The 22416-nt window shown below is 43.9% G+C and carries 30 protein-coding genes; 15 read left to right on the top strand and 15 right to left on the bottom strand.

Going from position 1 to position 22416, the window contains the following annotated elements:
* Positions 1-93: 93 nt before the first annotated feature.
* The 3 genes from E0698_RS06330 to E0698_RS06320 all read left to right on the top strand — a co-directional run bounded on the left by E0698_RS06330 (position 94) and on the right by E0698_RS06320 (position 2287).
* Positions 94-423: a hypothetical protein gene (locus E0698_RS06330; RefSeq protein ID WP_192510976.1), complete on the top strand. Its 330-nt coding sequence runs from the start codon at positions 94-96 to the stop codon at positions 421-423.
* Between the two features lie 645 nt (positions 424-1068).
* Complete coding sequence (locus E0698_RS06325) at positions 1069-1905, top strand: DUF4878 domain-containing protein (protein WP_192510975.1); 837 nt, start codon at positions 1069-1071, stop codon at positions 1903-1905.
* Positions 1889-2287 carry a hypothetical protein gene (locus E0698_RS06320; protein WP_337916175.1) on the top strand — a complete coding sequence of 133 codons (399 nt, stop codon included), beginning with the start codon at positions 1889-1891 and terminating at the stop codon, positions 2285-2287. Before E0698_RS06325 ends, E0698_RS06320 begins: the two co-directional genes overlap by 17 nt.
* Here the strand turns inward: E0698_RS06320 and E0698_RS06315 are convergent.
* Together E0698_RS06315 and E0698_RS06310 are read right to left on the bottom strand one after the other, a co-directional pair.
* The gene (locus E0698_RS06315) at positions 2267-2539 is read right to left on the bottom strand and encodes a hypothetical protein (RefSeq protein WP_192510974.1); all 273 of its coding nucleotides are present in this window, start codon (positions 2537-2539) and stop codon (positions 2267-2269) included. The genes E0698_RS06320 and E0698_RS06315 overlap by 21 nt on opposite strands.
* 5 nt (positions 2540-2544) lie before the next feature.
* On the bottom strand, positions 2545-2838 hold the full coding sequence (locus tag E0698_RS06310) for a type II toxin-antitoxin system Phd/YefM family antitoxin (RefSeq protein ID WP_192510973.1): 294 nt from the start codon (positions 2836-2838) through the stop codon (positions 2545-2547).
* 317 nt (positions 2839-3155) lie between these two features.
* On the opposite strand from E0698_RS06310, the gene E0698_RS27305 reads away from it, so the two are divergent.
* The 3 genes from E0698_RS27305 to E0698_RS06295 all read left to right on the top strand — a co-directional run bounded on the left by E0698_RS27305 (position 3156) and on the right by E0698_RS06295 (position 4870).
* The gene (locus E0698_RS27305; RefSeq protein ID WP_192510972.1) at positions 3156-3557 is read left to right on the top strand and encodes a MerR family transcriptional regulator; all 402 of its coding nucleotides are present in this window, start codon (positions 3156-3158) and stop codon (positions 3555-3557) included.
* A gap of 12 nt (positions 3558-3569) precedes the next feature.
* Complete coding sequence (locus E0698_RS06300) at positions 3570-4421, top strand: SDR family NAD(P)-dependent oxidoreductase (protein ID WP_192510971.1); 852 nt, start codon at positions 3570-3572, stop codon at positions 4419-4421.
* 92 nt (positions 4422-4513) lie between these two features.
* Positions 4514-4870 carry a VOC family protein gene (locus E0698_RS06295; protein ID WP_149094358.1) on the top strand — a complete coding sequence of 119 codons (357 nt, stop codon included), beginning with the start codon at positions 4514-4516 and terminating at the stop codon, positions 4868-4870.
* Between the two features lie 105 nt (positions 4871-4975).
* Here E0698_RS06295 and E0698_RS06290 read toward each other — a convergent pair whose 3' ends face one another.
* The 3 genes from E0698_RS06290 to E0698_RS06280 all read right to left on the bottom strand — a co-directional run bounded on the left by E0698_RS06290 (position 4976) and on the right by E0698_RS06280 (position 6906).
* Entirely contained in the window at positions 4976-5407 is a 432-nt protein-coding gene (locus tag E0698_RS06290; RefSeq protein WP_192510970.1) for an Rrf2 family transcriptional regulator, read from the bottom strand.
* Between the two features lie 86 nt (positions 5408-5493).
* Positions 5494-5940 (bottom strand): GNAT family N-acetyltransferase, encoded by a 447-nt coding sequence (locus E0698_RS06285; protein WP_192510969.1) that lies wholly within the window; start codon positions 5938-5940, stop codon positions 5494-5496.
* A gap of 198 nt (positions 5941-6138) precedes the next feature.
* Positions 6139-6906 carry a YheC/YheD family protein gene (locus E0698_RS06280; RefSeq protein ID WP_238353883.1) on the bottom strand — a complete coding sequence of 256 codons (768 nt, stop codon included), beginning with the start codon at positions 6904-6906 and terminating at the stop codon, positions 6139-6141.
* 167 nt (positions 6907-7073) lie between these two features.
* Here E0698_RS06280 and E0698_RS06275 point away from each other — a divergent pair, with 167 nt between their 5' ends.
* The 4 genes from E0698_RS06275 (at position 7074) to E0698_RS06260 (ending at position 9674) form a co-directional block, all read left to right on the top strand.
* Positions 7074-7619 carry a glutathione peroxidase gene (locus E0698_RS06275; RefSeq protein WP_192510967.1) on the top strand — a complete coding sequence of 182 codons (546 nt, stop codon included), beginning with the start codon at positions 7074-7076 and terminating at the stop codon, positions 7617-7619.
* A gap of 133 nt (positions 7620-7752) precedes the next feature.
* Positions 7753-8331, top strand: a complete 579-nt coding sequence (locus E0698_RS06270) for a TetR/AcrR family transcriptional regulator (RefSeq protein ID WP_192510966.1) — start codon at positions 7753-7755, stop codon at positions 8329-8331.
* A 29-nt stretch (positions 8332-8360) separates the two neighbouring features.
* On the top strand, positions 8361-9101 hold the full coding sequence (locus tag E0698_RS06265) for an SDR family oxidoreductase (RefSeq protein ID WP_192510965.1): 741 nt from the start codon (positions 8361-8363) through the stop codon (positions 9099-9101).
* 36 nt (positions 9102-9137) lie between these two features.
* The gene (locus E0698_RS06260) at positions 9138-9674 is read left to right on the top strand and encodes a Crp/Fnr family transcriptional regulator (RefSeq protein ID WP_192510964.1); all 537 of its coding nucleotides are present in this window, start codon (positions 9138-9140) and stop codon (positions 9672-9674) included.
* On the opposite strand, the gene E0698_RS06255 is transcribed toward E0698_RS06260, so the two are convergent.
* The 8 genes from E0698_RS06255 to E0698_RS06220 form a co-directional block, all read right to left on the bottom strand.
* On the bottom strand, positions 9607-10131 hold the full coding sequence (locus E0698_RS06255) for a DinB family protein (RefSeq protein ID WP_192510963.1): 525 nt from the start codon (positions 10129-10131) through the stop codon (positions 9607-9609). The genes E0698_RS06260 and E0698_RS06255 overlap by 68 nt on opposite strands.
* A 66-nt stretch (positions 10132-10197) precedes the next feature.
* Positions 10198-11142, bottom strand: a complete 945-nt coding sequence (locus E0698_RS06250) for a helix-turn-helix transcriptional regulator (RefSeq protein WP_192510962.1) — start codon at positions 11140-11142, stop codon at positions 10198-10200.
* Between the two features lie 109 nt (positions 11143-11251).
* Complete coding sequence (locus E0698_RS06245) at positions 11252-11608, bottom strand: nucleotide excision repair endonuclease (RefSeq protein WP_134911862.1); 357 nt, start codon at positions 11606-11608, stop codon at positions 11252-11254.
* A gap of 157 nt (positions 11609-11765) precedes the next feature.
* The gene (locus tag E0698_RS06240) at positions 11766-12506 is read right to left on the bottom strand and encodes a YheC/YheD family protein (protein WP_192510961.1); all 741 of its coding nucleotides are present in this window, start codon (positions 12504-12506) and stop codon (positions 11766-11768) included.
* A 16-nt stretch (positions 12507-12522) separates the two neighbouring features.
* Positions 12523-13635 carry a 2-aminoethylphosphonate aminotransferase gene (locus E0698_RS06235; protein WP_192510960.1) on the bottom strand — a complete coding sequence of 371 codons (1113 nt, stop codon included), beginning with the start codon at positions 13633-13635 and terminating at the stop codon, positions 12523-12525.
* Positions 13632-14792 carry a phosphonopyruvate decarboxylase gene (gene aepY / locus E0698_RS06230; RefSeq protein ID WP_192510959.1) on the bottom strand — a complete coding sequence of 387 codons (1161 nt, stop codon included), beginning with the start codon at positions 14790-14792 and terminating at the stop codon, positions 13632-13634. The genes E0698_RS06235 and aepY overlap by 4 nt, the downstream gene beginning before the upstream one ends.
* Positions 14792-15691, bottom strand: a complete 900-nt coding sequence (aepX, locus tag E0698_RS06225; protein WP_192510958.1) for a phosphoenolpyruvate mutase — start codon at positions 15689-15691, stop codon at positions 14792-14794. The genes aepY and aepX overlap by 1 nt, the downstream gene beginning before the upstream one ends.
* Before the next feature lie 42 nt (positions 15692-15733).
* Positions 15734-16462 carry a YheC/YheD family protein gene (locus E0698_RS06220; protein WP_192510957.1) on the bottom strand — a complete coding sequence of 243 codons (729 nt, stop codon included), beginning with the start codon at positions 16460-16462 and terminating at the stop codon, positions 15734-15736.
* Between the two features lie 277 nt (positions 16463-16739).
* Here E0698_RS06220 and E0698_RS26655 point away from each other — a divergent pair, with 277 nt between their 5' ends.
* The 4 genes from E0698_RS26655 to E0698_RS06210 all read left to right on the top strand — a co-directional run bounded on the left by E0698_RS26655 (position 16740) and on the right by E0698_RS06210 (position 18639).
* Entirely contained in the window at positions 16740-17093 is a 354-nt protein-coding gene (locus E0698_RS26655) for a glycoside hydrolase family 55 protein (protein WP_238353882.1), read from the top strand.
* 2 nt (positions 17094-17095) lie between these two features.
* Positions 17096-17521 carry a hypothetical protein gene (locus E0698_RS26650; RefSeq protein WP_238353881.1) on the top strand — a complete coding sequence of 142 codons (426 nt, stop codon included), beginning with the start codon at positions 17096-17098 and terminating at the stop codon, positions 17519-17521.
* Positions 17407-17904 (top strand): right-handed parallel beta-helix repeat-containing protein, encoded by a 498-nt coding sequence (locus E0698_RS26645; RefSeq protein WP_238353892.1) that lies wholly within the window; start codon positions 17407-17409, stop codon positions 17902-17904. Before E0698_RS26650 ends, E0698_RS26645 begins: the two co-directional genes overlap by 115 nt.
* A 111-nt stretch (positions 17905-18015) precedes the next feature.
* Positions 18016-18639 carry an acetate uptake transporter gene (locus E0698_RS06210; protein ID WP_134911856.1) on the top strand — a complete coding sequence of 208 codons (624 nt, stop codon included), beginning with the start codon at positions 18016-18018 and terminating at the stop codon, positions 18637-18639.
* A 78-nt stretch (positions 18640-18717) separates the two neighbouring features.
* On the opposite strand, the gene E0698_RS06205 is transcribed toward E0698_RS06210, so the two are convergent.
* Positions 18718-19704 carry an aldo/keto reductase gene (locus E0698_RS06205; RefSeq protein ID WP_192510956.1) on the bottom strand — a complete coding sequence of 329 codons (987 nt, stop codon included), beginning with the start codon at positions 19702-19704 and terminating at the stop codon, positions 18718-18720.
* 284 nt (positions 19705-19988) lie between these two features.
* Between E0698_RS06205 and E0698_RS06200 the strand changes: the two genes are divergently transcribed.
* Positions 19989-21527, top strand: coding sequence for an FAD-dependent oxidoreductase (locus tag E0698_RS06200; RefSeq protein WP_192510955.1), 1539 nt, complete (start codon positions 19989-19991; stop codon positions 21525-21527).
* A gap of 148 nt (positions 21528-21675) precedes the next feature.
* On the opposite strand, the gene E0698_RS06195 is transcribed toward E0698_RS06200, so the two are convergent.
* Positions 21676-22305 carry a YfbR-like 5'-deoxynucleotidase gene (locus E0698_RS06195; protein WP_044646380.1) on the bottom strand — a complete coding sequence of 210 codons (630 nt, stop codon included), beginning with the start codon at positions 22303-22305 and terminating at the stop codon, positions 21676-21678.
* Positions 22306-22416 lie beyond the last annotated feature (111 nt).

The following is a 22416-nucleotide window of genomic DNA, read 5'->3' as shown; positions in this document are numbered from 1 at the left end:
CTTTGTTTCATTTTGGCGAATCCTGAATGAAAAAATGGTGATTCAAATTTTCACATTTCATCCTAAAATAAGACTCATTAGGAGGGAATGTGAATGAATACAGATGGAACTTTGAAGCAGCAATTGGAAGTTGTCTCAATTGGTTTAGCCAATCACAATGATTTCAGTTCATATATACAGGCGATACATACAAAGGAATCTCTATATGGCATCAGAATATCATTAGAGCCACATAACCCACATTGTTCTTCTTTATCTATTTTATGTAGGATGATGCCTTGTTCTGTTGAGGATAATGAGAAAGCGTCCTGCTTTACAATGCCTAATTCCCTCCTTATATCCATCGGTATAACAACTCTTCCCAAGGTATCTACTTTTCTAATCCATCTTGATGTATGCAAAAACAACCCTCCTATCACTTAACGAATATTATTCTATAAAATGTCTTATTTTATAGTTAAATACATTCTCATTCAAAAAATTAACATGTACAAAAATGTAATGTAACTGTTCAATCACAAATCCGTATGTTGGCTGGATTTTCCTGACCATACACCCAGTGATCAGAAGGCAAAGCACTCGCACGATGACCATGCTAAAAAGCAGCTCACCAAATGGAGCTGCTTTTTGTTGTGTCAGATTTCACCACATACAAGAATATTAACCCTATATATTGAATTTTTAATATAGAACAAACAAATGGGCATTGTGGGTGATGAAAGTTATGAAGAAATCAAAATATTACTATGTTTACATAGATACATTTATTGGTTTTATTACTGATCTTTTTGAAAAGTTTTTTTAAATTTTCTTTTTAATTACAGTTATCACCAAAGGTATTCCATATTTTACAAAGAAATGTTAAGGTAACAAGTGATGTTTTTGAATGAAATGTCATTTGTTATATGCGTATGACAAAGGTGGGTGATATTCATGTTTTAGGACAACATGAAACTTATGTGTTTTTGTGAAAGTTGAGGAGTCTATTTGGGTAAAGTTCCAAAACATTAACATGGTGTAGTGTATGACGTAAGGTATTTATGTAAAAAAAGAGAGGATGGAAGATGAATGAAAATTTCGAGTTTTAATGGTAAAATTAAAAAGACAATGTTATTGATTCCTTTGTTTGCGATCTCTGTTTTTCCTGGTTTTGCGGGTGCGGAAAGCGTTTCTAATGAAGAATTAGCCAAACAATCAATAAAAAATTATGTAGAAGCAGCACAATCTGGCGATGCTTCGGAAGCTACCAAATGGGTAATAGATACGAGATTTAAAAGCGAACAGGAACAATTGAAAGAGTATAAGGAATCATTAAGCGATAACCCATTCTCTGATGTCAGCATCAAAAATGTCGTTTCAGATTCTGATGACACCTATACGGCTACGGTTGAATTAACTAGAAAAGATGATGGTTCAATCAATACAGTCACATACCCAATCGTTAAAAAGGACGATAATTGGAAGGTTTTGGTGGGTGGACAAGAGACAAAAAGTAAAAAGGTTGAAAAATTAATCCAGTCTCAATCAGAAGAGAATAGTACCTCGTCTGTCAAACCTCTATCTATTGAGCTTACAAGTTATGGGGATGAATTAGTCAAATCAGGTAATTCCATATATAGTAATAGTCAGTTTAACATGACTGAGGACAGAGCAGGTATTACGGGGTGGCAGCAAATTCCTGGAAGCGTGTCAAAGGCTTCTGTACGGTATAGTATTGTGAAAAAAGGCATTTTTAGTGATGATGCTTACGGGCAGGTATTCCAAACTGGCTTCAATTCTTGGAATGGAGCGGCTTTTTATAATACTATATACACAGGTCGGCAATATTCTGGTGTGTACTTAAAAGTTACAAATGAGGAACTTGGTAATACCGTGCGAGTAAGAGGACATGTATACGGAAATTAAAATTAGCATGCAAGGGGATCTGAAGATAGGAAATAGTTCTTCAGGTCTTCTTGCTAGTTTATTATCTATGGAGGTCACACAAATGGTTTTGTTAAAAGATAGTTCTACTAAAGAAGTAATTAGAGAGCAATACGAACAGTTATGGAGTGAGCTTTTAATTAGAGATGAAGAAGAGGCGGAACTCATTTTGAAAAAAATAGAATATGAGTTACTGCCTACCCGTGAGAAAATCCTAAGACCATTTAAAAATCTTACATGGGAAAAAACCTTGTCCCCATTTAAAACCCATCTTACATGGATTATCCCCCTTTCTGTGATTTCATTCTTACTTTTAGCATATGTCTTATTTATATATATATCTTTATGGATTGAAGATTATTAAAGACGTTTCTGGGAAACCAGAAGCGTCTTTTTTTAGCGTTACTCGCGCCTGGCTTCCGGATCGGTGAGCAGGAGAGCAGGGGGAATAGTCTGCTTCTATAATGATCTTCACCATTCTAATCATCTTGTCTTTTCCATACCGGAATATTAACTCATTCATTACTTTATTGACCTCATCAAGAACTGAACCATCCAGCTGGTTATATTCTTTTTCCGCAGCCTCATGTAAACGAATATCAAACAATTCTTTCATTTAGATTAGGTAGTTCGACGGATATCTTTCCAGGATTTCGCGGATGCTGGGTCCCGATCAAGACTTTCTATACGTTCCACTAATATACGTTCTTCCTCTTGTTGCTCCAATTGAGTTAAACGATCGTACAGTTGTTCAAAAATTTCATATCCCATTAAAACCGAATCAACTGAACCATTATCCGTAATATACTGAGGACGATGTTTAGCCTTTTTACGAAGCTCCCCAAACCTTTTTGAAGCCTCAGAGGACGTAATCATTTGATCAACGTCAAAAGTGGGTTTCATTATTGTTCCCATCCTTTATCTTCTCCTATATTTATATATTATTATTCCGATCATACAATTAAGTAAACCATACAACATTATATATTGCGTATAATCATACGTAATATATAACATCAAATATTACGTATTTTCAATTATACCCCTTTATTTTGTTCTGCTCATTCAAAGTGAGCAAAAGATGAACAACAGTCTGTTCAAAAGGGGAATCTGATGAGAAAGAGCCTTCTCATGATTTTGAGAGGCTCCTTTTTACATAAAACTGCTTGACTTGGTGTGAACACCAAGGTGTAGCATAACGTTAACCCTAACGAAAAGCAGGTGAAAACAGCGTGGGTGAATCCTTTTCTATCAAACAAGTTTCGCAAAAAATCGGATTAACGGAGGATGCCCTTCGGTATTATGAAAAAATCGGACTGCTTCCGCCATCTAAAAGAAATAAGAATGGACACCGTGTGTACAGCATCGAGGATACAGAGGTTATGAAGCTGATCATTTGTCTGAAGAAAACAGGCATGTCGCTGGAAGACATGAAGGCTTATGTCCCTCTCTCCTATAAAGAAGACGTAACAAGCGTTCCGGAAGTGAATGCTCTGTTACAAAGCTATCGTCAAAAAGTGATCGGACAAATAGCCGATTTACAGCGCATTGTGGGATTTATAGATCATAAATTAAACAACCAGCAATCCCTGCTCGATACAGATGCAGCGGCTCATACAACGGATAAAGAATAGGAGAATGCCAGCATGGCTACAACCAAGCATCATAAAACGGCGCTCATTACAGGTGCAAACTCGGGGGTGGGATTGGAGTTAACCCTAAAGCTCCTTTCCGAGGGCTGGCATGTTCTTGCCCTGATCCGCTCTGGATTCCCGAACGACAACGAATCTCGGGTTCAGCACGCATTAAGTACAGGACAATTGAGGATATATAAAGCCGATTTGGCCGATTTTTCGAGCCTCAAAAAGGCACTGGAGCAGATCCAAAAAAGCGAATCTCATATCGATGTCCTTTTTAATAATGCAGGTGTGTCGCTCGGAGAAATGATATTCTCTCCATTAGGGCGCGAAATGCACTTTGAAGTCAATACCGTCGTTCCCTACATCATTTTTATGGAGCTTAAGGAGCTTCTGCGGCAAGGAAACCTGAGAACCGTCATTAACACCTCCTCGAACGCTTCCCTCATCGTAAAACGGTTCGAGGTGGAGCTGCTGGAACGCCCTGCCGAATTCAAAAAGCTTTTCGGTCCCTACGCCTCAAGCAAGCTCGCCCTTTCACTGTGGACCCAAGAGATCGCTCCGGCAGCCACCGCTGAGGGGATCAAGATACGTAGCGTCTGCCCGGGTGCGAATAAAACAACGATGACTTCGAGTTCAGGAATGCCGGGGTATATGATTCCGATTCGGAACCTGATTTTTTCCCACCCCAGCAAAGGAGCCTCTCGTCTATACAAAGCCGCTCTGGGTGAATTCAGCGAACAAACTGGCATTTTTCTGAAGAAGGGAAAAGTCACCCCTTTAATTTTCAATCAGCACAGCTCCCAAGTCCTTAGCAAGGTCGACCAGATTTATAAACAGCAATTCATAGAATTCACTTGACATCGCACCTACGTTGTAACTAATATTGTTATAACAAAATTAGTTACAACGATGCTATAAGGTATTGTACAACTCAACTGGAGGATGAAATTATGAATATTACAGATCATTTTATTCCGGTATTTGCGAGTAATCTGGAGTCGGCTGTAGCCCATTATGAAAAAATCACCGGAAAGCCGGCTGACAGACAATGGGCTATTCCCGACGCCGAGCTTCAATTAGCCACGGTCTATCCCTATGTCATCGTTTCGGGGACCGAGCAAGCTTTGGGGCTTGCCAAAAACCTGCGCTCTGTAGTGTATGTGGACTCCATGATAGAGCTTAAAGCCATTCTGGCCGCAGAAGGCACCCCGATTGTAAGGGATCAGCACGGTCCTGTGGGACCGAGTATTTTTGTAGAACACCCGGATGGCACTTTTATTGAATATGTTGAACCGCAAGGCCAATGACCAAACAATAATACAAGGTAAAATAACAAATCAGCCTGAATTCGGCTTTTGATTAGAACCGGATTCAGGCTGTAAAATGGAGTGTATCAGGGTATCTTCTGCTCATCAGTAGCCCGCTTTTTGCTGAAGTTGGGCAACAATTTGTCCTAACGTGACGGAAGAAAGCCTTCCTTCCAGCGCCAACTGTGCCTGCACCATCTCAGGATGCAGTACCTCTTCAATATGTTTCCCCACCGAGCATTCGGGGTCCGGGTCTTTATGGAACCTGAACAGGTCGCCATCGTCTGATGCTTCAACGGCTTTATAGATATCCAGTAGTGTAATTTGCTCTGCTTCTTTTAATAGAGAAGCCCCACCGACACCTGCTTTGACTTGGATAAATCCGGCTTTTTTTAATTGCGCAATGATTTTGCGTATGATGACAGGATTACTATTGACGCTTTTGGCAATGTAATCGCCTGTACATAACGATGGACGCAAAGCAATCATGGACATGGTATGCACCGCAATTGAAAATCGGCTGCTAATTTGTTTCATCGAATCACCCTCTTTGTTGTAATCAGTATAGTTCCAACAAAACGAGGGCGTCAATGGCTTCACATTAGCTTGCAAGAACCCTTGATTTAGTTAATGGAATAGTTAATCCAATCTGCCTGGACAGCACCCTTTTCTTTAAAGAAACGTTGTGCCCGCTGATTGCTGGGCCCCGTGATCCAGGACATGTACGCATACCCATGCTCTTGTGAGTATCGGCGGCATTCCAAAAACAGTTGCGATTCCACCTCAGTATCTCTGTATGGCTCCATAACAAACAGATCGTTCATGATGGTAATTTTATCTGCTCTCATCGTGCTGAAAGCAAAGTATAATGTAGCGAATCCAATCAGCTCCCCATCCTGCTCTACTACGAACTGTATACCTGCCTGCTTCTCGAAAAGGTTAAAAATCAAATTATGTAGTTTCTCAGCAGCCGGTCTGGGATTCTTATAAAAACCAACAATATACTCATACATTAACTCCGTCAAACCATTCACATCGTTAGGTTCAGCATTTCTTACGATAAATGCCATGTTAACTCCCCCTCTTGCTTACGATTGAATAAATATACTATATAGCGGATTAATATGCAAAGTATTAGAGATAACTAGCACATTTCACTAATGAACTATCATAGCTTGATAAAACAGAACCAGCCTAACACTTCTTTATTTTCGTGCTTCGACTGGTTTTTGATTGATGAGATTCCAATGTGCTTGAGCAACTCTATACTAATGTTTTTTAATCCGACGCTTGTTCTTCAAAATGGTACGGATCATGGTTTGGTTAGGGAGTTGCGTGAACAGCATATGTCCGGGGTGCGGATTGGCCTCGATAATCCAGATCTGACCACTCTTCTCAATAGCCAAATCAATGCCCAACTCGCGAACTGAATGGTTTTGCTCTATCGTGTCGGCAATCATTTTGGAAAGTTCGATGATCTGATCCAGAGTCTGTCTCATTTTCGTTCTGTCATTTTTAAAAACTCTTAAAAGCACTTTGGATATCGGAGCCGCATGTCCCCCTTTCCGGTAATTGGTCACGAATCTGGATGGGGCTGCCACACGCCCGGTTATCCCTGAAATGATCCATTCTGATTCCGGTTTCTGCATGTACACTCTGGCATCAAAAATAGAGCCTTTGTACTTCGCTAACCGAAGTCCTTGCTGTACCAAATAACGGCGATGAGGCCTCCGATGGGTTTTGATCGCTCTTCTCACCGCGTGGGATCTGACAATTCTTCGACTGGAGCCGCAACGAATCTCATACCTCCTCCCCAGCTTTTTGGCCCGTATGATACCAGTCCCTCCGCTTCCATAATTAGGCTTAATGAAAACCGTCCGATATTCGTCCAGCATGCGCAAAGTTCTTGCATTGCTAATCCAACGGGTCTCCGGCAGATAAGAACTTAAAACGGGATGTTGTCGCATTTCCTTGTATTGAATCATCTTTCCAATGGGCACGAGTATCCCTCGATTCTGTTGGGTTTTTGCACGCATTACATGAATATGCATCCATATTCTATCTTGGTAACGGCTAATGTCACAGTTTGCTATGAAAGAGGCGAACCCCCTTCTACCTATAAAGGTCATTCGAATAATATATTAGACCAATAGACACTCTGGATATATGATGTATAAAAAATAATATGAGGAGGGACTTTAATATGTCTATTTATGATTTTCAAGCAACCTCAATTAACGGGAGGCCGATTAAACTGTCAGACTACAGCGGAAAAGTTCTCCTCATCGTAAACACAGCCAGCAAATGTAGCTTTTCCCGTCAATTCGCTGATCTACAGAAGCTCTATGAAAGTCGACGGGAACAAGGTTTTGAAATTCTCGCGTTTCCTTGTAACCAATTCAATGAAAAAGAGCCGGGTAGCAATTCGGAAGTTCAGGGGGTCTGCCAAATTAACCATGGAGTAACATTCACGCTATTTGAGAAAACGGATGTAAGAGGTCCATCTCCTCATCCTTTATTTCAATATCTGACACAACAGGCACCGTTTCAAGGCTTCGATACCCAAACCAAGGACGGTCAATGGATGGAGGACTTCCTGAGGGATAAGTATCCGGAAATATACGCTGGCGACGGGATCAAGTGGAATTTTTCTAAATTCCTGGTCGATCGCGATGGCTATGTAAAAGGAAGGTTTGAAGTAACAACGGAGCCCTGTGCCATTGATCCTGTCATCGAATCGCTATTGTAGTTTTTCTGTTCACTTCTTTGGATTATTTCAGAAAAGAGTATCAAATGACAAATATGTATATTTGTCATTTGATACTCTTTGTGTTATCCTGAATTCAAGGAGGTGACTCACACGGCAACTTAGCCGTGTCTCTATGGAAAAATCCTCAGATATATTAACCAAGGAACAGATTCTCATTGCTACAGAAGACACACTTAGGCGTTTTGGTGTAGCCAAAACCTCCGTGACCGATGTTGCCAAAGTATTGGGAGTAAGTCATGGCACCATTTACCGACACTTTAAAAGTAAAGCTGAGCTCCTTGAAGGCGTGACCGAAAAATGGCTGAATGAAAAGATTGTCGACCCGTTAACGGAGGTGTGTCAGGATTCATCTATGCTGGGAACGCCGCATTTAAAACGATATATACAGACCTTGGTCGAACTCAAGCAGTATTATGCCCGCGATGACGAGGAAATGTTCGAGATGTATACCCGGGTCACCGAACAAGCCGCTGATTTAATCGACCAGCATATCGCCCACATTGTGGATCAGCTCGCTGATATCATTGCACGCGGGGGCATCACATCGGATCACCCAGCCCAACTGGCGCGTACCCTTTTCTATGCCACAGCCCGTTTTCATCACCCCGCTCATGCTTACGAATGGAAGAGTCCTGCGATTGATCAGGAGTTTTCGGATGTGTGGATGCTTTTAGAAAAAGGAATCTCTTAAAAAATATATGGAAAGAAGGCTAAACACATATGACGCATTTGAACGGAAAAACAGCGATTATCACCGGTTCCTCCAGAGGAATTGGACGTGCTATTGCCGAGCAACTGGCTGATCTGGGCGCTAATGTAGTCATCAATTATGCCAGCAGTCCGGACAAAGCTCAGGAAGTCGTGGAGGGCATTATTCAAAAAGGCGGAAAAGCCATAGCGCTCCGCGCTGATCTGGGCAAGATGAGTGATATTGAAGCCTTATTTACACATACGATTGCTGAATTCGGCAAAGTGGATATTCTGGTTAACAATGCCGGATTGATGATCACCAAACCTCTGGCTGAGGTAACCGAGTCCGATTTTGACAAACAATTCGCACTGAATGTAAAAGGGACTTTCTTTGCCTGTCAACAAGCGATGAAATACATGGAAAACTGCGGAAGAATCGTGAACCTGTCTACGTCCGTCATCGGACAAATGTTTCCGACCTATAGCGTATACGCGGGTACGAAAGGCGCGGTGGAGCAATTTACCCGCCAGCTTGCGAAAGAATTCGGGAGTAAACAAATTACGATCAACGCCGTGGCTCCCGGTCCCGTGAACACCGAGCTTTTTCAAGCAGGAAAAACCGAGCAACAGATCGAAGTCATGAAAAAAATGAATGCGATGGGTCGTCTCGGTGAACCGGAAGATATCGCTGATGTGATTGAGTTCCTGGTCAGCGCCAAATCACAGTGGGTTACCGGACAGACAATTCGCGTCAACGGCGGATTCATTTAAAAGCTGGAATACATGAAATGGAGGCTGTTCACGCTCATGATATTACACAAAGGCGAGACCCTGTTCCGGCAAGGGGAATCCGGCCCTCTATATCACTTAAAGAGCGGCCTGTTAAAAATTATCCGAGTCCATGAAGACGGCTCGCAAATTTTAGTTAATGTGATTGTGCCCGATGAAATCATCCCGCATCACTCCCTGATCAGTCCCAATCCTTATTACGGTACAGCAGTGGCGCTGGTAACCTCAGAGGTTGAAGTTCTGTCGCAAAAGGAATGGTATCTCGCGCTGGAGCAAGAGCCGGCGCGATGTCGGGCTGTCGCTTTGCAGCTACAGGATAAATTGCGCATGATGCAGCAACGAATCGACCAGCTTACCGAGGTGTCACCTGCCGAGAAGCTTCGGAAGCTTCAACGCTGGTTCCACTCCTACATCGCACCCGCCACGCTAACAGACGTGCTAACGCAGGAGGAAATCGGCCAGTTCATCGGTCTGCGCCGGGAGACGATTAATCGGCTATTGCGTGCTTCAAGCGCTCCTTCTGCAAAAGATGATGACGATAATGCATCTCGATGAGCGCAAACCACTCTCCAGCATTCAACGCGCCGAATCTGGGATGAGAAACGGTAGACTTCCCTGCTGTTTCCCCAACGTTCGGCTCAATCTCTCTCATTTTGCGGATTACCGCGTTCAATCCCTCTACAATTTCTTCTTTGCCAGTCGGTTGCGGGGGAGTGTACTGCGGGGATGGTGGGACTTGGATACGCATTGGCGGAAAGCCCCCCAGATTAAAAATGGCCATGCCTGCTTCCGTTTTAACCCCTGTCTCCCCATTAGGCTGTAGACAAACATCAACGTTCTTCAGATGCATATAAAGAGCAGAGTTCACCAAATGAAGGTACATTTGTCCAAGTGACCATTCGCCCTCCTGCGGTGTGTACTGCAATTGCTCCAAGCTAAAGTGGTCCAATTCAAGAAGATAGTGTTGTACCGTTTGTTCAAAACGCTGCAATGTTTCGGTTGTTGTATTCATATACTATTAACTGCCCCTCTCCTTCAAGTAGCTTTACTATACAAAAATGCTACTGACAGCCTTATGTCAGTAGCATTTCAACATTTTTTCGACTTCCGATCGTACCCGATCCCGGAGCGATTCAGGCTCCAGCACGACCATATCTGCACCCCACCCGAGTATCCATTGTAGTAATTCCTCTGGCTGCCTGACGCGGAAGAGTACATGCAGTCCATCCGCACGCTCCTCTACAGCCTCCATGTAAAAATTGTTCGCTTCCTTCACTTTATCAGCGATATCCGAACGGGCTAATATACGAACACGTACATGGCGATCATCGGTTTGCTTGTAATCCTGCAAATTAAAATCGATGGGGAACTGAAACCTCTCCTCCAGCACGATAAGCTCGTCCATCCGGGACAAGCGGAAATGGCGAAGTTGCTGCCGCAATTCGCATTGCCCAATCAACATCCACGAACCACGAATCAGCACAAGCCCATAGGGAGCGACCACACGCACACTTTGACGATTCCCGTCAGCCTCAGGCATTCTTTTGGAATAGCCGAACCGTACCTTCCGTTTTCCCAATATAGCGAGACGCAGCGTTTCCAAACAGGTTTTCTCTTTAAGGTTTGCCCCTTCACCCACCGCGAGCAGCCTGATGGTCGTACGCACCCGGGAAACTTCCCTGCGAACACTCTCCGGTAAAATAGCTTCAATCTTTCTGCGAGAAGCCTGCGCCTTGATGCCGTAATCTGCATCAAATTTTTGTTCGACAAAATCTGTCCCGATTAGCAACGCCACGGCTTCTTCCACGCTAAAGCTCACCGGTGGCAAAAAATATCCCTCCATCAGGGAATATCCAATGCCGGGTGCACCTATAATCGGTACACCCGATTCGCTTAGTGCCTGAATATCCCGATAGATGGTTCTCACACTTGTTTCGAATATGGCCGCCAAATCCTCGGCTCGTAAAATATCTTTACGTTGCAATTCTAGCAAGATAGCTAGCAGGCGGTCTGTTTTGTTCATACCACGGCACCCTCCCTGGAAGGATCTAAAATACAGTAATACAAAAGAGCAATAAGAGCAGTACATCACTGCGACTTATTGCTCTTTTTTTCATGCGAAAGTTACTTCATCACTTGAAAAACACTTTTTCGACGTTATATTTAGCCTTTTGTGAATTGATGATGTAGGTTTCATAGATTTCTCGCTCCACCGCATCTTCCACAATACAAACCTCAATAATCGCCACTTCGTTCCGCTTGTCCTTGATTGGTGATACGGTATCTTCAAAATGCTTTTTGATTCTTTGTCTCAGCTTTCTTGCTTTACCAACGAACAGCAATTCCTCCTGCGCGTTGTAGAACATAAAAATACCGCTCTTATCTCTGGGAATCAGGTGGAAATCTGTAAATCCATAAATATGGCTCAGCTCAGGGTTAACCTGTTTGGTAATCGTGATGTCCGGGGTTGGAATCGTTATGTTTATCACTATGTCACTTCCTCATTCTATATAGGTGTAAATACTATCACAAATCCCGATGTAACACCATTCAATAATCCTTGTCCCATGACTAAAACTCCCGACTTAGAAACTGTATGAGAAAAAGATGACTCTGATGAATACAGAGCCACCTTTTCATTTTATGTTATCCGTTTTTGTAATCCGTAATGCGGTAATACATCGTTTTATCCTTCAGCTTACGGAAATGGGACCTTGCCGGATAAAGATTAGCTTCAATAATCCCGATACTTCCTTTCCGGTCTATTCCAATGTCCAGTCCATATATACGGTGTCCCGGAAAAAAAACACTTAATCTCTTCGCGGAACGGATGGAAACACGATCAATATGGGACTCTAATGCACTGGCAGACAAGTGCCGAACAGAAGATTGCTGAATACCGGATTTAAAGCTGAGCAATGTCCCTTTACTCCGTGTATTATTGGATACAATATAGCCTTTGCCTGCAACTTTGATAACCTTTCCTGTGACTACCCATACAGATGAGTTGATTCTCCGTTGAATGATGACTCTCATATCAAAAGGGCGTTTGTGGATGGTCGGACGAGTAATTCTGCGTTGAACCATATAACTGGCGTTCCCGATTTTTCTTCTAATATAATGATACGTATTGGTTCTGCCCCGTACTAAAACTCGTTTATTCTCGTAATGTACGATGTACTTATGGTTTCCTAACCAGGAGACCTGAAAGATCCCCTGTCCACGACTCCCCCACACCGGTTTCACGATAACATGCCCGTACTTGGAGAGAAGTTCCGAAAAATTATACCTGTTCAGGAGCTTCGTTTCGGGGACGTAAGACCTTAGAGACGCATGCCTTCTCAATAACAAATATTTGTACCACTTATCTTTTGCTGCTGGTGCCATGGGGACTCCACCTTTCTCATCCGCATTTTATGCTACTGAGATAGCGTTCAAGCCATTCCAAAAATAACTCCATTTCCTTATACGTGATATCACCTATATTGGCAATCCGGAACGTATTTAGCTTCTCAAGCTTGCCGGGATAAATCATAATACCTTTGCTGTAAAAATAATCATGCATAGATTGAAAATCATAACCTGCACAATGAGGTTCAAGAATGGAAGTAATGATTTTGGAATGATGCTCTTCGGGAATGATATAGGTTAGACCTAAGCGGGCTAACCCGTTAATTAAGGTTTTCCAGGATGTCGTGTACCTTTCGTATCTTTTATCCACCCCCTCCTGCTTTAATTCCTCAATCGCTTGTCTAAGCGCATATAAGGTTTGGACTGGAGGAGTAAACCGCATCTGCCCATGTTCCACAAAATAGTTGTATTGAGCATACAAATTCAAATAATAGCTTCTTGGTTTCTGGCCTTTCAAATTCTCCAATTTGCTTTTTTCGGCGATCACAAACGAAACCCCGGCCATTCCCTGTAAGTTTTTGTTGGAGCTTGTCGCCAGGTAGGCAATGTTCATTTCCTTCAATTGAATTGGAATGGCCGCAAATGAGCTCATGGCATCCACGATCATGTCGATTTGATACCTTTTGCATAATTCTCCGATATCCTTTACCTTGTTAAGCAGGCCCGTTGTCGTCTCGTGATGTACGACGGCCAGATGGGAGACGGTGCGTTCGGAAGATTGGATATACCTTTCTAATTCAGCCAAATCAATAGCATCATCGGGAGGACTTTTGAATTCAAAATAATCCACTCCATAAACCTTCGCTATCTCGCACATCCGTTTTCCATAGGCTCCATTGCTGACAATGATCACCGCATCGTGATTCGGGACCGAGCTTATGATGGATTCCACCGCTGCAGTACCCGATCCACCAAACAATACGGTTGCATAATGATCCGGGTCTGCGACCAGCCGGGTAAGCTCTGTAGAAATATACTCCATGATTTGGCCAAACTCGGCTTCACGAGGACAGATATCCGGAACCACCTGTGACCATTTCACACTTTCTGTAGTCGTTGCCGGACCAGGGGTAAGCAAAATGTTTTTCTTGACGGGAGAACTCATGAACCGCCCACTTCCTTGCCCTTCAAAGGACTGTTATGAATAAAACGCAACAGACGTTCTTTTACTTCGTGAGGCTTCATATGTGGACGAGCAAGCTGATCCTTGGAATCTTTGGATATTTTCAGGCACAAAAATGTAAGTTCTTTATTTAATTTCCATTCTTGTAAAGAGGCTTTCAGTTCCTCGAGACTGTGAACAAGAATCGACTTTGTATACCCGCAGGAAGCGGCAATACCTATAAAATCAATATTATGAGATACCGTACTTTGCCCGCCTGTTGATTCATGGGCGTTATTATCGAGCAGAATATGAACCATATTGGCTGGGTGGTAGTAACCGTTGGTTGCCAGGCTCCCCATACGCATCAACAGAGATCCGTCTCCGTCAATCACGACGATATTTTTGCTTGATTGGCTCAGAGCCAACCCCAGTCCAAAGGAACCGATGCATCCCATAGAACCCACCATGTACAAGTTGTTATCTGCATCTTCAATTTCATAAAGTTCGCGCCCGGTTTTACCGGTTGTTGCGAGCTGTACGGTATTACTGTCTTTCATGGAGTTAATCGCAGCTAATGCATCATACCGTGTAGGCATTTGATGATCCGCATGACCATGCTGCCGGACCTGATTTACATGAATGGAGGTTTGCTGTTTTTGCAATGGTTCTTTGTCAAAAGTCCCTTTCTTAACGACAAAAAAGAACGGGCGATGTCGGGCAATTTGCTCATTAGCCTGGATCAGCTGATTTTGGGCCTCCTCCAAGTCCTTGGAGAGATACTGCCATTCCACATCCATCACATCCAGCATTTGCGTTGTAATCCGGCCCATCAGTTCATGCTGAGGCTCGTCAGGTATCCCCGGTTCTCCGCGCAAGCTGACAAATCCAAGCAGCGGAATATGAAAAGGGTAATTAAGAGAGGTCAATGGCGAAACAGCATTGGTTAGTCCTGAATTTTGCATAAGGACTACCGACTTCTTCCCCCCTATATAAGCTCCGGATGCAATGGCGACCGCATCCCCTTCGTTAGCCGCTGCAACATAATCGCATTCGTTTATCGCATAATTGATCAAGCTTTTCAAGAAGGAGCATGGAACACCGCTGAAAAAGGTAAATCCTAATTTTTTCAGCTCTTCTCCTAACAATTTCGTGTCCATTATACGCGCTCACCCGAATCCGGTTCTGACGATGGAAGGTATTTCTGTTCCGCAGCTTGCAGCTCTTCGACCCCTTGAAGCCGGAATACTTCTTCGAGGGTTGCGACGCTCTTCTCGATATGAACAAGGCTTTCATCCCGATAAATTCGGTCAGATAATTGTTTCATGGCTTGGATGGATGCTCTCAAATTATGGTTTGCCCAAATCACAAGGCTGATCCCCATCTCCTTAAACCTGACGGTTGGAGTCGTATAGTATTTGGTAGGCACGATCACTACCGGCAATCTTCCGGCCCATTCCTTCATGAACGCTTCAATCTCTGCGGCATCCGATCTTTTGCTGTGTATAAATACGGCATCGGCTCCTGCCTTCCGGTACGCCTCTGCCCGCTGCAGCGCCACTTTAAGCCCTTTCCCGGCAATAAATGCCTCTACTCTGGCCACCACCGTAAAGTCCGCGTCCGTTTGCGTATCTTTCATCGCTTTAATTTTCCCGGAAAACTCTTCGATATCAGCCAAAGTCTGCCCTTGACCGTTAATGAAAGAATTCATTTTGGGGAACCGCTTATCTTCGATGCATACCCCCGCTATATGACGCTGCTCCAGTTTCTTCACCAGCCGCCTTGCATTATTGAAGTTGCCGTACCCCGTATCTCCGTCCAGTAAAATCGGGATGGAAGTAGCGTCACTCATGAATTCCAAAACATCCAATACCTGCGTCCAGGAAGCCTCATTGTTGTCCCTGACTCCCATCGCTGCAGAGATGGACAACCCGCTGGCCCAAATTCCTTTAAACCCCGCCTCCTCCACAATTTTGGCTGACAGACCATTATGAGCTTCCATGATAAACTCCAGTTTTTGAGAATTGACCAACTCTCTTAGCTGCTTTGTTTTTTTCATTGAAACTTTCTCCTTCTCCCCTAAAAATAATGTGCAAGGAATCTACTTCCAAATAAGCCTCTTGTTTCTCATGATCGTGTTGATCATAGTAGGATCGGGAAGCTGGGTAAACAGCATATGTCCGGGGTGTGAATTGGCCTCGATAATCAAAATACGGCCTTTTTTATCTATGGCAATATCGACCCCCAATTCGCGAACTGGATGCCGTTTATTAATCGTTTTGGCAATGATGACAGATAGTTTGGATATTTCACGAAAATAGGCATCCGCTTTCGTGCGGTTGTGCTTAAAAAGGCTGAAAAGCACTCGATGCAAGGATACTGCATGCCCTCCTTTAAGATAATTGGTAACATACTTATGAGGTGCCGCGACACGGGCGGCCGTGCCGGAAATCACCCATTTCCCCCCTGGTTTCTGTAGATATATCCTTGTGTCAAAAATCGACCCATGGTACTTGGCTAACCGAAGTCCCTTCTGTACTAAATACATGTGTCTGGATTTCTGGTATGACTTAATTGCTCTCAAGACAAAACGAGATCCAACAATCCTTCGACTTGAGCCCCTACGAACCTCATATCCTTTCTTCAATCTCTTGACCCGGATAATCCCGCTGCCACCACTCCCGTGATTAGGTTTTATGAAGACCGATGAATAGGTATTCAGCATCCGCGAGGTCCTCGAATCCGTAAACCAGTGGGTTTCAGGTAAATGCGGACGCAAAACGGGATGTTGCAACATTTCTTTATGCTTTTTCATTTTTCCAATGGGCACTTGTCATCCCTCTTATCTTTTTGGGTTTTTGCGCATACAGTATGCATATGCATCCAGATCCCCTTCTGCGTGGGCCGCTACCTTTGCTAGAAACCAAGATTCATGTCACAAACGGCATGTCCCAGCTTGTTATAAATACGAAAACCCCTAGGAGACAACCTTTCGGACAGGCTCGGGGTTCGGACCACAGAAAATAGGCTGTCACCAAATCACAAAAGCTCCGCAACCAGGAAGGTAGCGGAGCTTTTATTTCCAGTCAGACAAGGCCAGGCTCAGCTTGTTGCTGGTAGCCGTCATTGCTCTCGTTATTCAAGGCTCTATAGGAGGAAACCCGCATGTGGCCCAAGCAGCCGACAATCAGATTAATGCCAAGGATTTTGGCGTTAAACCCAACTCGAATTCCTCACAATCCAGGGAAATTCAGAATGCGTTAAAGTATTTCTATGATCGTGGTACAGAGGGAACCGTGTACTTCCCGGCAGGTACGTATCTGGTTGACGATTCGATCCGTTTATATGCCGGAGTGAGTATGAACGGGGACGGAATGGGAAAAACCATTTTCAAAAAAAAGGCACCAAAAGCCAATACGTTATTGCGAATCCTGTCCTGCGGGATAGTTCTGAGCGATTAAATGTGAAATTATCCAATCTTACAATTGATGCAGACCGTACGGACCGTGAAGCAAGCGGCGAAAGTCAGGTAGGCGGTATTATTATAGATGTGGCCGTATCGCACTTCACCCTGGATCGAGTGGAGATTCGTGACACGACCATCGGAGCGTTGCTTCGCAGAACCAGAGATTCAGAGATTACCAATAGCCGATTTGACCGGAATAACGGACATGCTATCGCTACCGGACATGAAAGCTATCCGGCAGGTGAGTTCCGTAACGTCAAATTACGAATAACCAGATTACCAACTCGGGTGGAGGCAGTGGGATCAATCTGTCACGCGCAACGTACACGACGGTCACTGGAAATCAAATCATTAATAAAACCCATCAATCTGACGGATATGCTGGCATTCGCATCCCTAACGACGGTGCCAACAATACCGTAACCAATAATGTAATTGAAAATTATCCTCGGGGAATCTTTGTACTGACTGGAGCGACAGGTAACAACGTATACGGGAATACGGTAAAAAATGCATCCCTGCAAGGTCTGCTAGTCCAATCGGATGGCAATACCTTCACAGACAATGAATTTATTCAAACCAATTCTTCGCTTAATCCTGACGCAATCATTCGCCTTTCCAGTGTAAACAACAATAAGGTGATCGGTAACGAGATGACTACGCACTCTGGCTTCTCCAACATAGGAATACGTGTCACTGATTCCAGCTCCAATGAAATTAAAGATAACATCACAGATACTTCGGGCAAATCGATCAGTATTGAGGGGGGAAGTAATAACGTCAATACAGGAAATCGCAATCGGTAGCAGAATTATGTACTATGCTAGTTCCTCTGTTTCCGTTACAATATGTCAGTGTGACTCTGGCATCGGCAGATTGACGCGTACTTGAACATTATTGGAGGCTTCTATTTTTTCATGCAAAACGAATCTCATTCTAACGTAAAAATCGTAACGGCCGATCCGAGCGCGATCGGTCTGTTTGGCTTGGCTATTGTAACGCTTGTGGCTTCATCCCAAAAGCTCGGTCTCACTGAAGGCTTGAGCTTCATCATCCCTTGGGCAATCTTCCTTGGTGCCTTTGCACAGCTGTTTGCCTGCATTCAGGATGCAAAGCATAATAACACCTTTGGCATGACGGCATTCGGCGCTTACGCTTTCTTCTGGTTAGCCGTAGCTAGTAGCTGGATGATCAAAATGGGCGTATTCGGCCCTGAGCTGGCGTCTGCTGTAGACGGTAAACAGCTCGGTTTTGCCTTTGCGGGCTATCTCATCTTCACGCTGTTCATGACCATTGGAGCAATGGAGACGCATAAGGTTCTGTTTTTTATCTTTGTATTGATTGATTTTCTGTTCCTCGGTCTTAGCTTCGATGCATTCGGTGTTGCTCCTGAGGTATTCCATACCATCGCGGCTTATGCTGAAATGGGAATTGGTCTTCTCTCGCTGTACGGTACAGGAGCCGCCGTTCTGAATGCTCACTTTGGCCGTACGTTCCTGCCTGTAGGACGTCCCTTCGGTATTTTCAAACCACGTCCTTAGCTGTATATGTAAGCCCCGCAAAGCCGCCTTTCGCGCCGATCCGCGATAAGGACGGCTTTTTGGGTTATAAAGCTGGAATTATTCGGCTTGCCAATTCGGCATCCGCTCTGCCGCATAACGAAGGCCAGCTGCCATTCCTTTGGGAATGATCGCATTAATATTTTCCATTTCATCTGTAGATAAAGTGATATCGACTGCCCCCGCATTTTCCTCTAAATACGTAACCCGCTTGGTGCCTGGAATCGGTACAATTCCCTCTTGCGCAAGCAGCCATGCCAAGGCCAGTTGAGAAGGCTTGACTCCTTTTTGAGCAGCGAGGTCCTTAATATGCTGTACGAGATCGAGATTTTTCTGGAAATTCTCAGGCTGAAAGCGTGGCACGGTGCGACGGAAATCATCTTCTGCAAAATCATCAAACTTCTGAATTTGCCCGCTCAAAAAGCCGCGTCCCAGTGGACTGTACGCTACAAATTCTATTCCCAACTCCTTGCAAGCGGGTATAACCTCATCTTCCGCTTCCCGGCTCCATAAAGAGTATTCCGTTTGCAGGGCCGTGATTGGGTGAACCTTGTGAGCACGCCGAATGAGTGCAGGAGAAGCTTCGGACAGCCCCAAATAGCGGACTTTTCCCGCCTGAACCAAGTCACTCATCGCGCCGACCGTTTCCTCGATAGGTACATTCGGATCGACACGGTGCTGGTAGTACAAATCAATGACATCTACGCCCAGTCTTTGCAAGCTGCGGTCACATGCCTGTTTTACATATTCAGGACGGCCGTTTACACCCAGAAATGCCCCATCCTCTCCGCGCATAATGGAGAATTTGGTAGCCAATACCACCTCATCCCGGTGGCTCTGCAGGACTTGACTAATCAGTTTTTCATTTTTCCCCACACCGTAGACATCCGCTGTATCCCAGAAGTTGATCCCCAGCTCCAACGCACGATGAAGCGTTTTGATCGACTCCTGATCATTCAACTCGCCATAGTATTCGGACATTCCCATGCAGCCCAGACCCAGTGCAGATACTTGAAGGTCACTTTTACCCAGTTGTTTCTTTTTCAATTTCCATCACTCCTATAAAAAGAATGTCATCGGCCTTTCTAATCACCATCACGTTACATCCTGTATGTTACTACTTAAAGTTAACTTGAAGTCAAGCGTTGCCTCGTTACGCGCTCTATATCAAATTATTCAGGTGAATTTTTGATTTTCAGGAATGGAAGCCAACGTTAAAAAAGCCTGGAAGGTACAGGCCAATTTATCATAATGAGAGTCGTTTAGTGAATATAGAAGCCTACAATGGAAATAATACACATAAAGTGTAATCAAAGGGGTCGGTTGTAATAATGGATCAAAATGAATCTCATACAAAATTTCCGCAATTTCCGGAATCGTATTGGTTAGCTTCAACTGACATCCCCAGTTTTCCCAAGCTTAGTGGGGATATTCAGGTGGACGTTGCCATTGTCGGTGCGGGGATCACCGGTATTACCACTGCTTATTTACTTTCTAAAAAAGGACTAAACGTCGCGGTCGTCGACGCAGGGCGGATACTTCATGGAACAACGGGCCATACTACCGCCAAAATAACCGCCCAGCATGACTTGATCTACAGCGAGTTTCTTTCACATTTTGGCAAGGAAAAAACCCGGCTCTATTACGAAGCCAACCGTGACGCTCTTCAATTCATTAAACAAACGGTAGAGGAGTATAATATCGATTGTCAATTTACAGAAGAAGATGCCTACGTTTATACATGTACAGATACGTATGTGGAGAAAATCGCTGCCGAATATAAAGCCTACGAAGAATTGGGCATCCCGGGAAGTTATGTCGAGCAAACGCCTCTACCGTTTTCAACTAAAGCAGCTATTATGATGAAAAACCAGGCCCAGTTTAATCCGGTTCCTTTCTTAAGGTATTTGGCAAATCAAGTCATCCGTCAGGGCGGGAAAATTTATGAGCAAACCACCGTTGTAGGTGTGGAAAAAGGAAACCCTGCCATCATTAAAACAAACGACGGAAATAAAATTACCTGCAACCATGTCGTGTCCTCCTCGCATTTTCCATTCAATGATCCAAACAGTCTTTATTTTGCGCGATTGCATGCCGAGCGTTCTTATGTACTAGCCGTCAAGACCGACAGAATCTACCCGGGTGGTATGTACCTAAGTGCGGAAACCCCAAAACGTTCGCTTCGCTCGGTGCTGGTAAACGGAGAACCGATGGTCATCGTCGGTGGGGAAGGCCACAAAACGGGCCAAGGAATCTGCACCTTCCAGTACTATGAAGCTTTAGAAAAGTTCGCAGAGCAAACATTTGGATTAAAGGAAATCACTTATCGCTGGTCAGCTCAAGACTTGTATACGCTAGACAAGCTCCCCTATATCGGGCAGGAGCTATCCACCATCCCTAACATCCTGGTTGCTACGGGTTATAGAAAATGGGGGATGACCACAAGTGTGGCGGCAGCTTTATTAAATACGAATCTGATTACCAGAAAGGAAAGCCCGTACCAGGATCTTTTCTCCCCCTCAAGGTTTCATATGGACCCCGACATTAAAACATTCGTGACACAAAATGCAAATGTGGCTAAACACTTGATTGCTGGGAAGTTGGAAATGATTCACAAAAAAGCCGAGGAACTACAGCATGACGAAGGAGCGGTCATCCAGGTAAATAGCAAAAGGGCGGGCGCTTACCGAGATCTACAAGGAGCATTGCACCTAGTGGACACAACTTGCACCCATATGGGCTGCGAAGTCGAGTGGAACGAGGCGGAAAGAACATGGGATTGCCCGTGCCATGGCTCTCGCTATTCCTATCAAGGCGAAGTAATCGAAGGACCGGCCAAAAAATCGCTTGGCAAGGTTGAATTCGAATAGCACCATCAACCCAAGAGAGCAATAAGAACAGTTCAATCACTGTCCCTTATTGCTCTTTTTTTCGTGATTGCATTGCAAGCAGAAATGGACATCATTATGTATGAACAGAAGCGCTTCTGTAGCTTCTGGACGGTAAGGAAATTTTCATTTATAATGCTAAGGCTTCTTCCGTAATCTTTTTAATATCAATGGATGAAGGCGTTTCTTCCTTAACCATATCCGGCAAAATATGTTCCAAAAAATAATCAACACATTTTAATTGGATATTTTTGATTTTCACAAGCGCATTACGATACATGACTATAAATTCTTTTTCAGTATTTCCCCGCTGTAGTTCGGCAAATGCTTCGTACACCTGATCCATCTTGTCAGCAACTTCAAGGATCAAACCTTCTACTGAATTGTCTTTGCCTTCCCGTAACTGTTTGCGGAAAATGGCTTTGAACTCCTCCGGAATATTCTCTTCAATAAAATACTCAATCATACCTTCTTCGACCTGCTGGATTAATAACCGGAGTTCCTTGGAGGAATGCTTAACAGGCGTTTTAATGTCTCCAATAAAAATCTCCCCGTAATCGTGACTGCTTGTGATCTCGTAAAGCTTTTTCCAGTCAATGCTAACCCCGTTTCGCTCTTCAATATCAGCCAGCGTTTTGGCATACTGTACCACTTTCCATGAATGAGCAGATACGCTGTGTTCTTCAAATTTAAACTTGCCTGGACAACGAATAATTCTTTCCAGCTCGTTTAGCGATCGAAAATACGTATGAATCCCCATACTTGCATCCATCCTTTAGTTTATATGATATTTGTGGATATAGATCCTACTATAGGGCTCAACTATTAACAGCAGATTAGCGCAGTATAAAGTGGAGAATTACACATATAG

The sequence above is a fragment of the Paenibacillus sp. 23TSA30-6 genome (genome assembly GCF_014858585.1).
GTDB lineage: Bacteria > Bacillota > Bacilli > Paenibacillales > Paenibacillaceae > Paenibacillus.
Note: the sequence above shows the minus strand (reverse complement) of the source record. Positions and strands in the feature narration are given on the sequence as shown.

Coding starts and splice junctions, on each gene's coding strand:
- E0698_RS06330 (WP_192510976.1), top strand. CDS start 94: ATGAATACAGATGGAACTTTGAAGCAGCAATTGGAAGTTGTCTCAATT.
- E0698_RS06325 (WP_192510975.1), top strand. CDS start 1,069: ATGAAAATTTCGAGTTTTAATGGTAAAATTAAAAAGACAATGTTATTG.
- E0698_RS06320 (WP_337916175.1), top strand. CDS start 1,889: ATGTATACGGAAATTAAAATTAGCATGCAAGGGGATCTGAAGATAGGA.
- E0698_RS06315 (WP_192510974.1), bottom strand. CDS start 2,539: ATGAAAGAATTGTTTGATATTCGTTTACATGAGGCTGCGGAAAAAGAA.
- E0698_RS06310 (WP_192510973.1), bottom strand. CDS start 2,838: ATGGGAACAATAATGAAACCCACTTTTGACGTTGATCAAATGATTACG.
- E0698_RS06300 (WP_192510971.1), top strand. CDS start 3,570: ATGGCTACAACCAAGCATCATAAAACGGCGCTCATTACAGGTGCAAAC.
- E0698_RS06295 (WP_149094358.1), top strand. CDS start 4,514: ATGAATATTACAGATCATTTTATTCCGGTATTTGCGAGTAATCTGGAG.
- E0698_RS06290 (WP_192510970.1), bottom strand. CDS start 5,407: ATGAAACAAATTAGCAGCCGATTTTCAATTGCGGTGCATACCATGTCC.
- E0698_RS06285 (WP_192510969.1), bottom strand. CDS start 5,940: ATGGCATTTATCGTAAGAAATGCTGAACCTAACGATGTGAATGGTTTG.
- E0698_RS06280 (WP_238353883.1), bottom strand. CDS start 6,906: ATGCGTGCAAAAACCCAACAGAATCGAGGGATACTCGTGCCCATTGGA.
- E0698_RS06275 (WP_192510967.1), top strand. CDS start 7,074: ATGTCTATTTATGATTTTCAAGCAACCTCAATTAACGGGAGGCCGATT.
- E0698_RS06270 (WP_192510966.1), top strand. CDS start 7,753: ATGGAAAAATCCTCAGATATATTAACCAAGGAACAGATTCTCATTGCT.
- E0698_RS06265 (WP_192510965.1), top strand. CDS start 8,361: ATGACGCATTTGAACGGAAAAACAGCGATTATCACCGGTTCCTCCAGA.
- E0698_RS06260 (WP_192510964.1), top strand. CDS start 9,138: ATGATATTACACAAAGGCGAGACCCTGTTCCGGCAAGGGGAATCCGGC.
- E0698_RS06255 (WP_192510963.1), bottom strand. CDS start 10,131: ATGAATACAACAACCGAAACATTGCAGCGTTTTGAACAAACGGTACAA.
- E0698_RS06250 (WP_192510962.1), bottom strand. CDS start 11,142: ATGAACAAAACAGACCGCCTGCTAGCTATCTTGCTAGAATTGCAACGT.
- E0698_RS06240 (WP_192510961.1), bottom strand. CDS start 12,506: ATGGCACCAGCAGCAAAAGATAAGTGGTACAAATATTTGTTATTGAGA.
- E0698_RS06235 (WP_192510960.1), bottom strand. CDS start 13,635: ATGAGTTCTCCCGTCAAGAAAAACATTTTGCTTACCCCTGGTCCGGCA.
- aepY (WP_192510959.1), bottom strand. CDS start 14,792: ATGGACACGAAATTGTTAGGAGAAGAGCTGAAAAAATTAGGATTTACC.
- aepX (WP_192510958.1), bottom strand. CDS start 15,691: ATGAAAAAAACAAAGCAGCTAAGAGAGTTGGTCAATTCTCAAAAACTG.
- E0698_RS06210 (WP_134911856.1), top strand. CDS start 18,016: ATGCAAAACGAATCTCATTCTAACGTAAAAATCGTAACGGCCGATCCG.
- E0698_RS06200 (WP_192510955.1), top strand. CDS start 19,989: ATGGATCAAAATGAATCTCATACAAAATTTCCGCAATTTCCGGAATCG.
- E0698_RS06195 (WP_044646380.1), bottom strand. CDS start 22,305: ATGGGGATTCATACGTATTTTCGATCGCTAAACGAGCTGGAAAGAATT.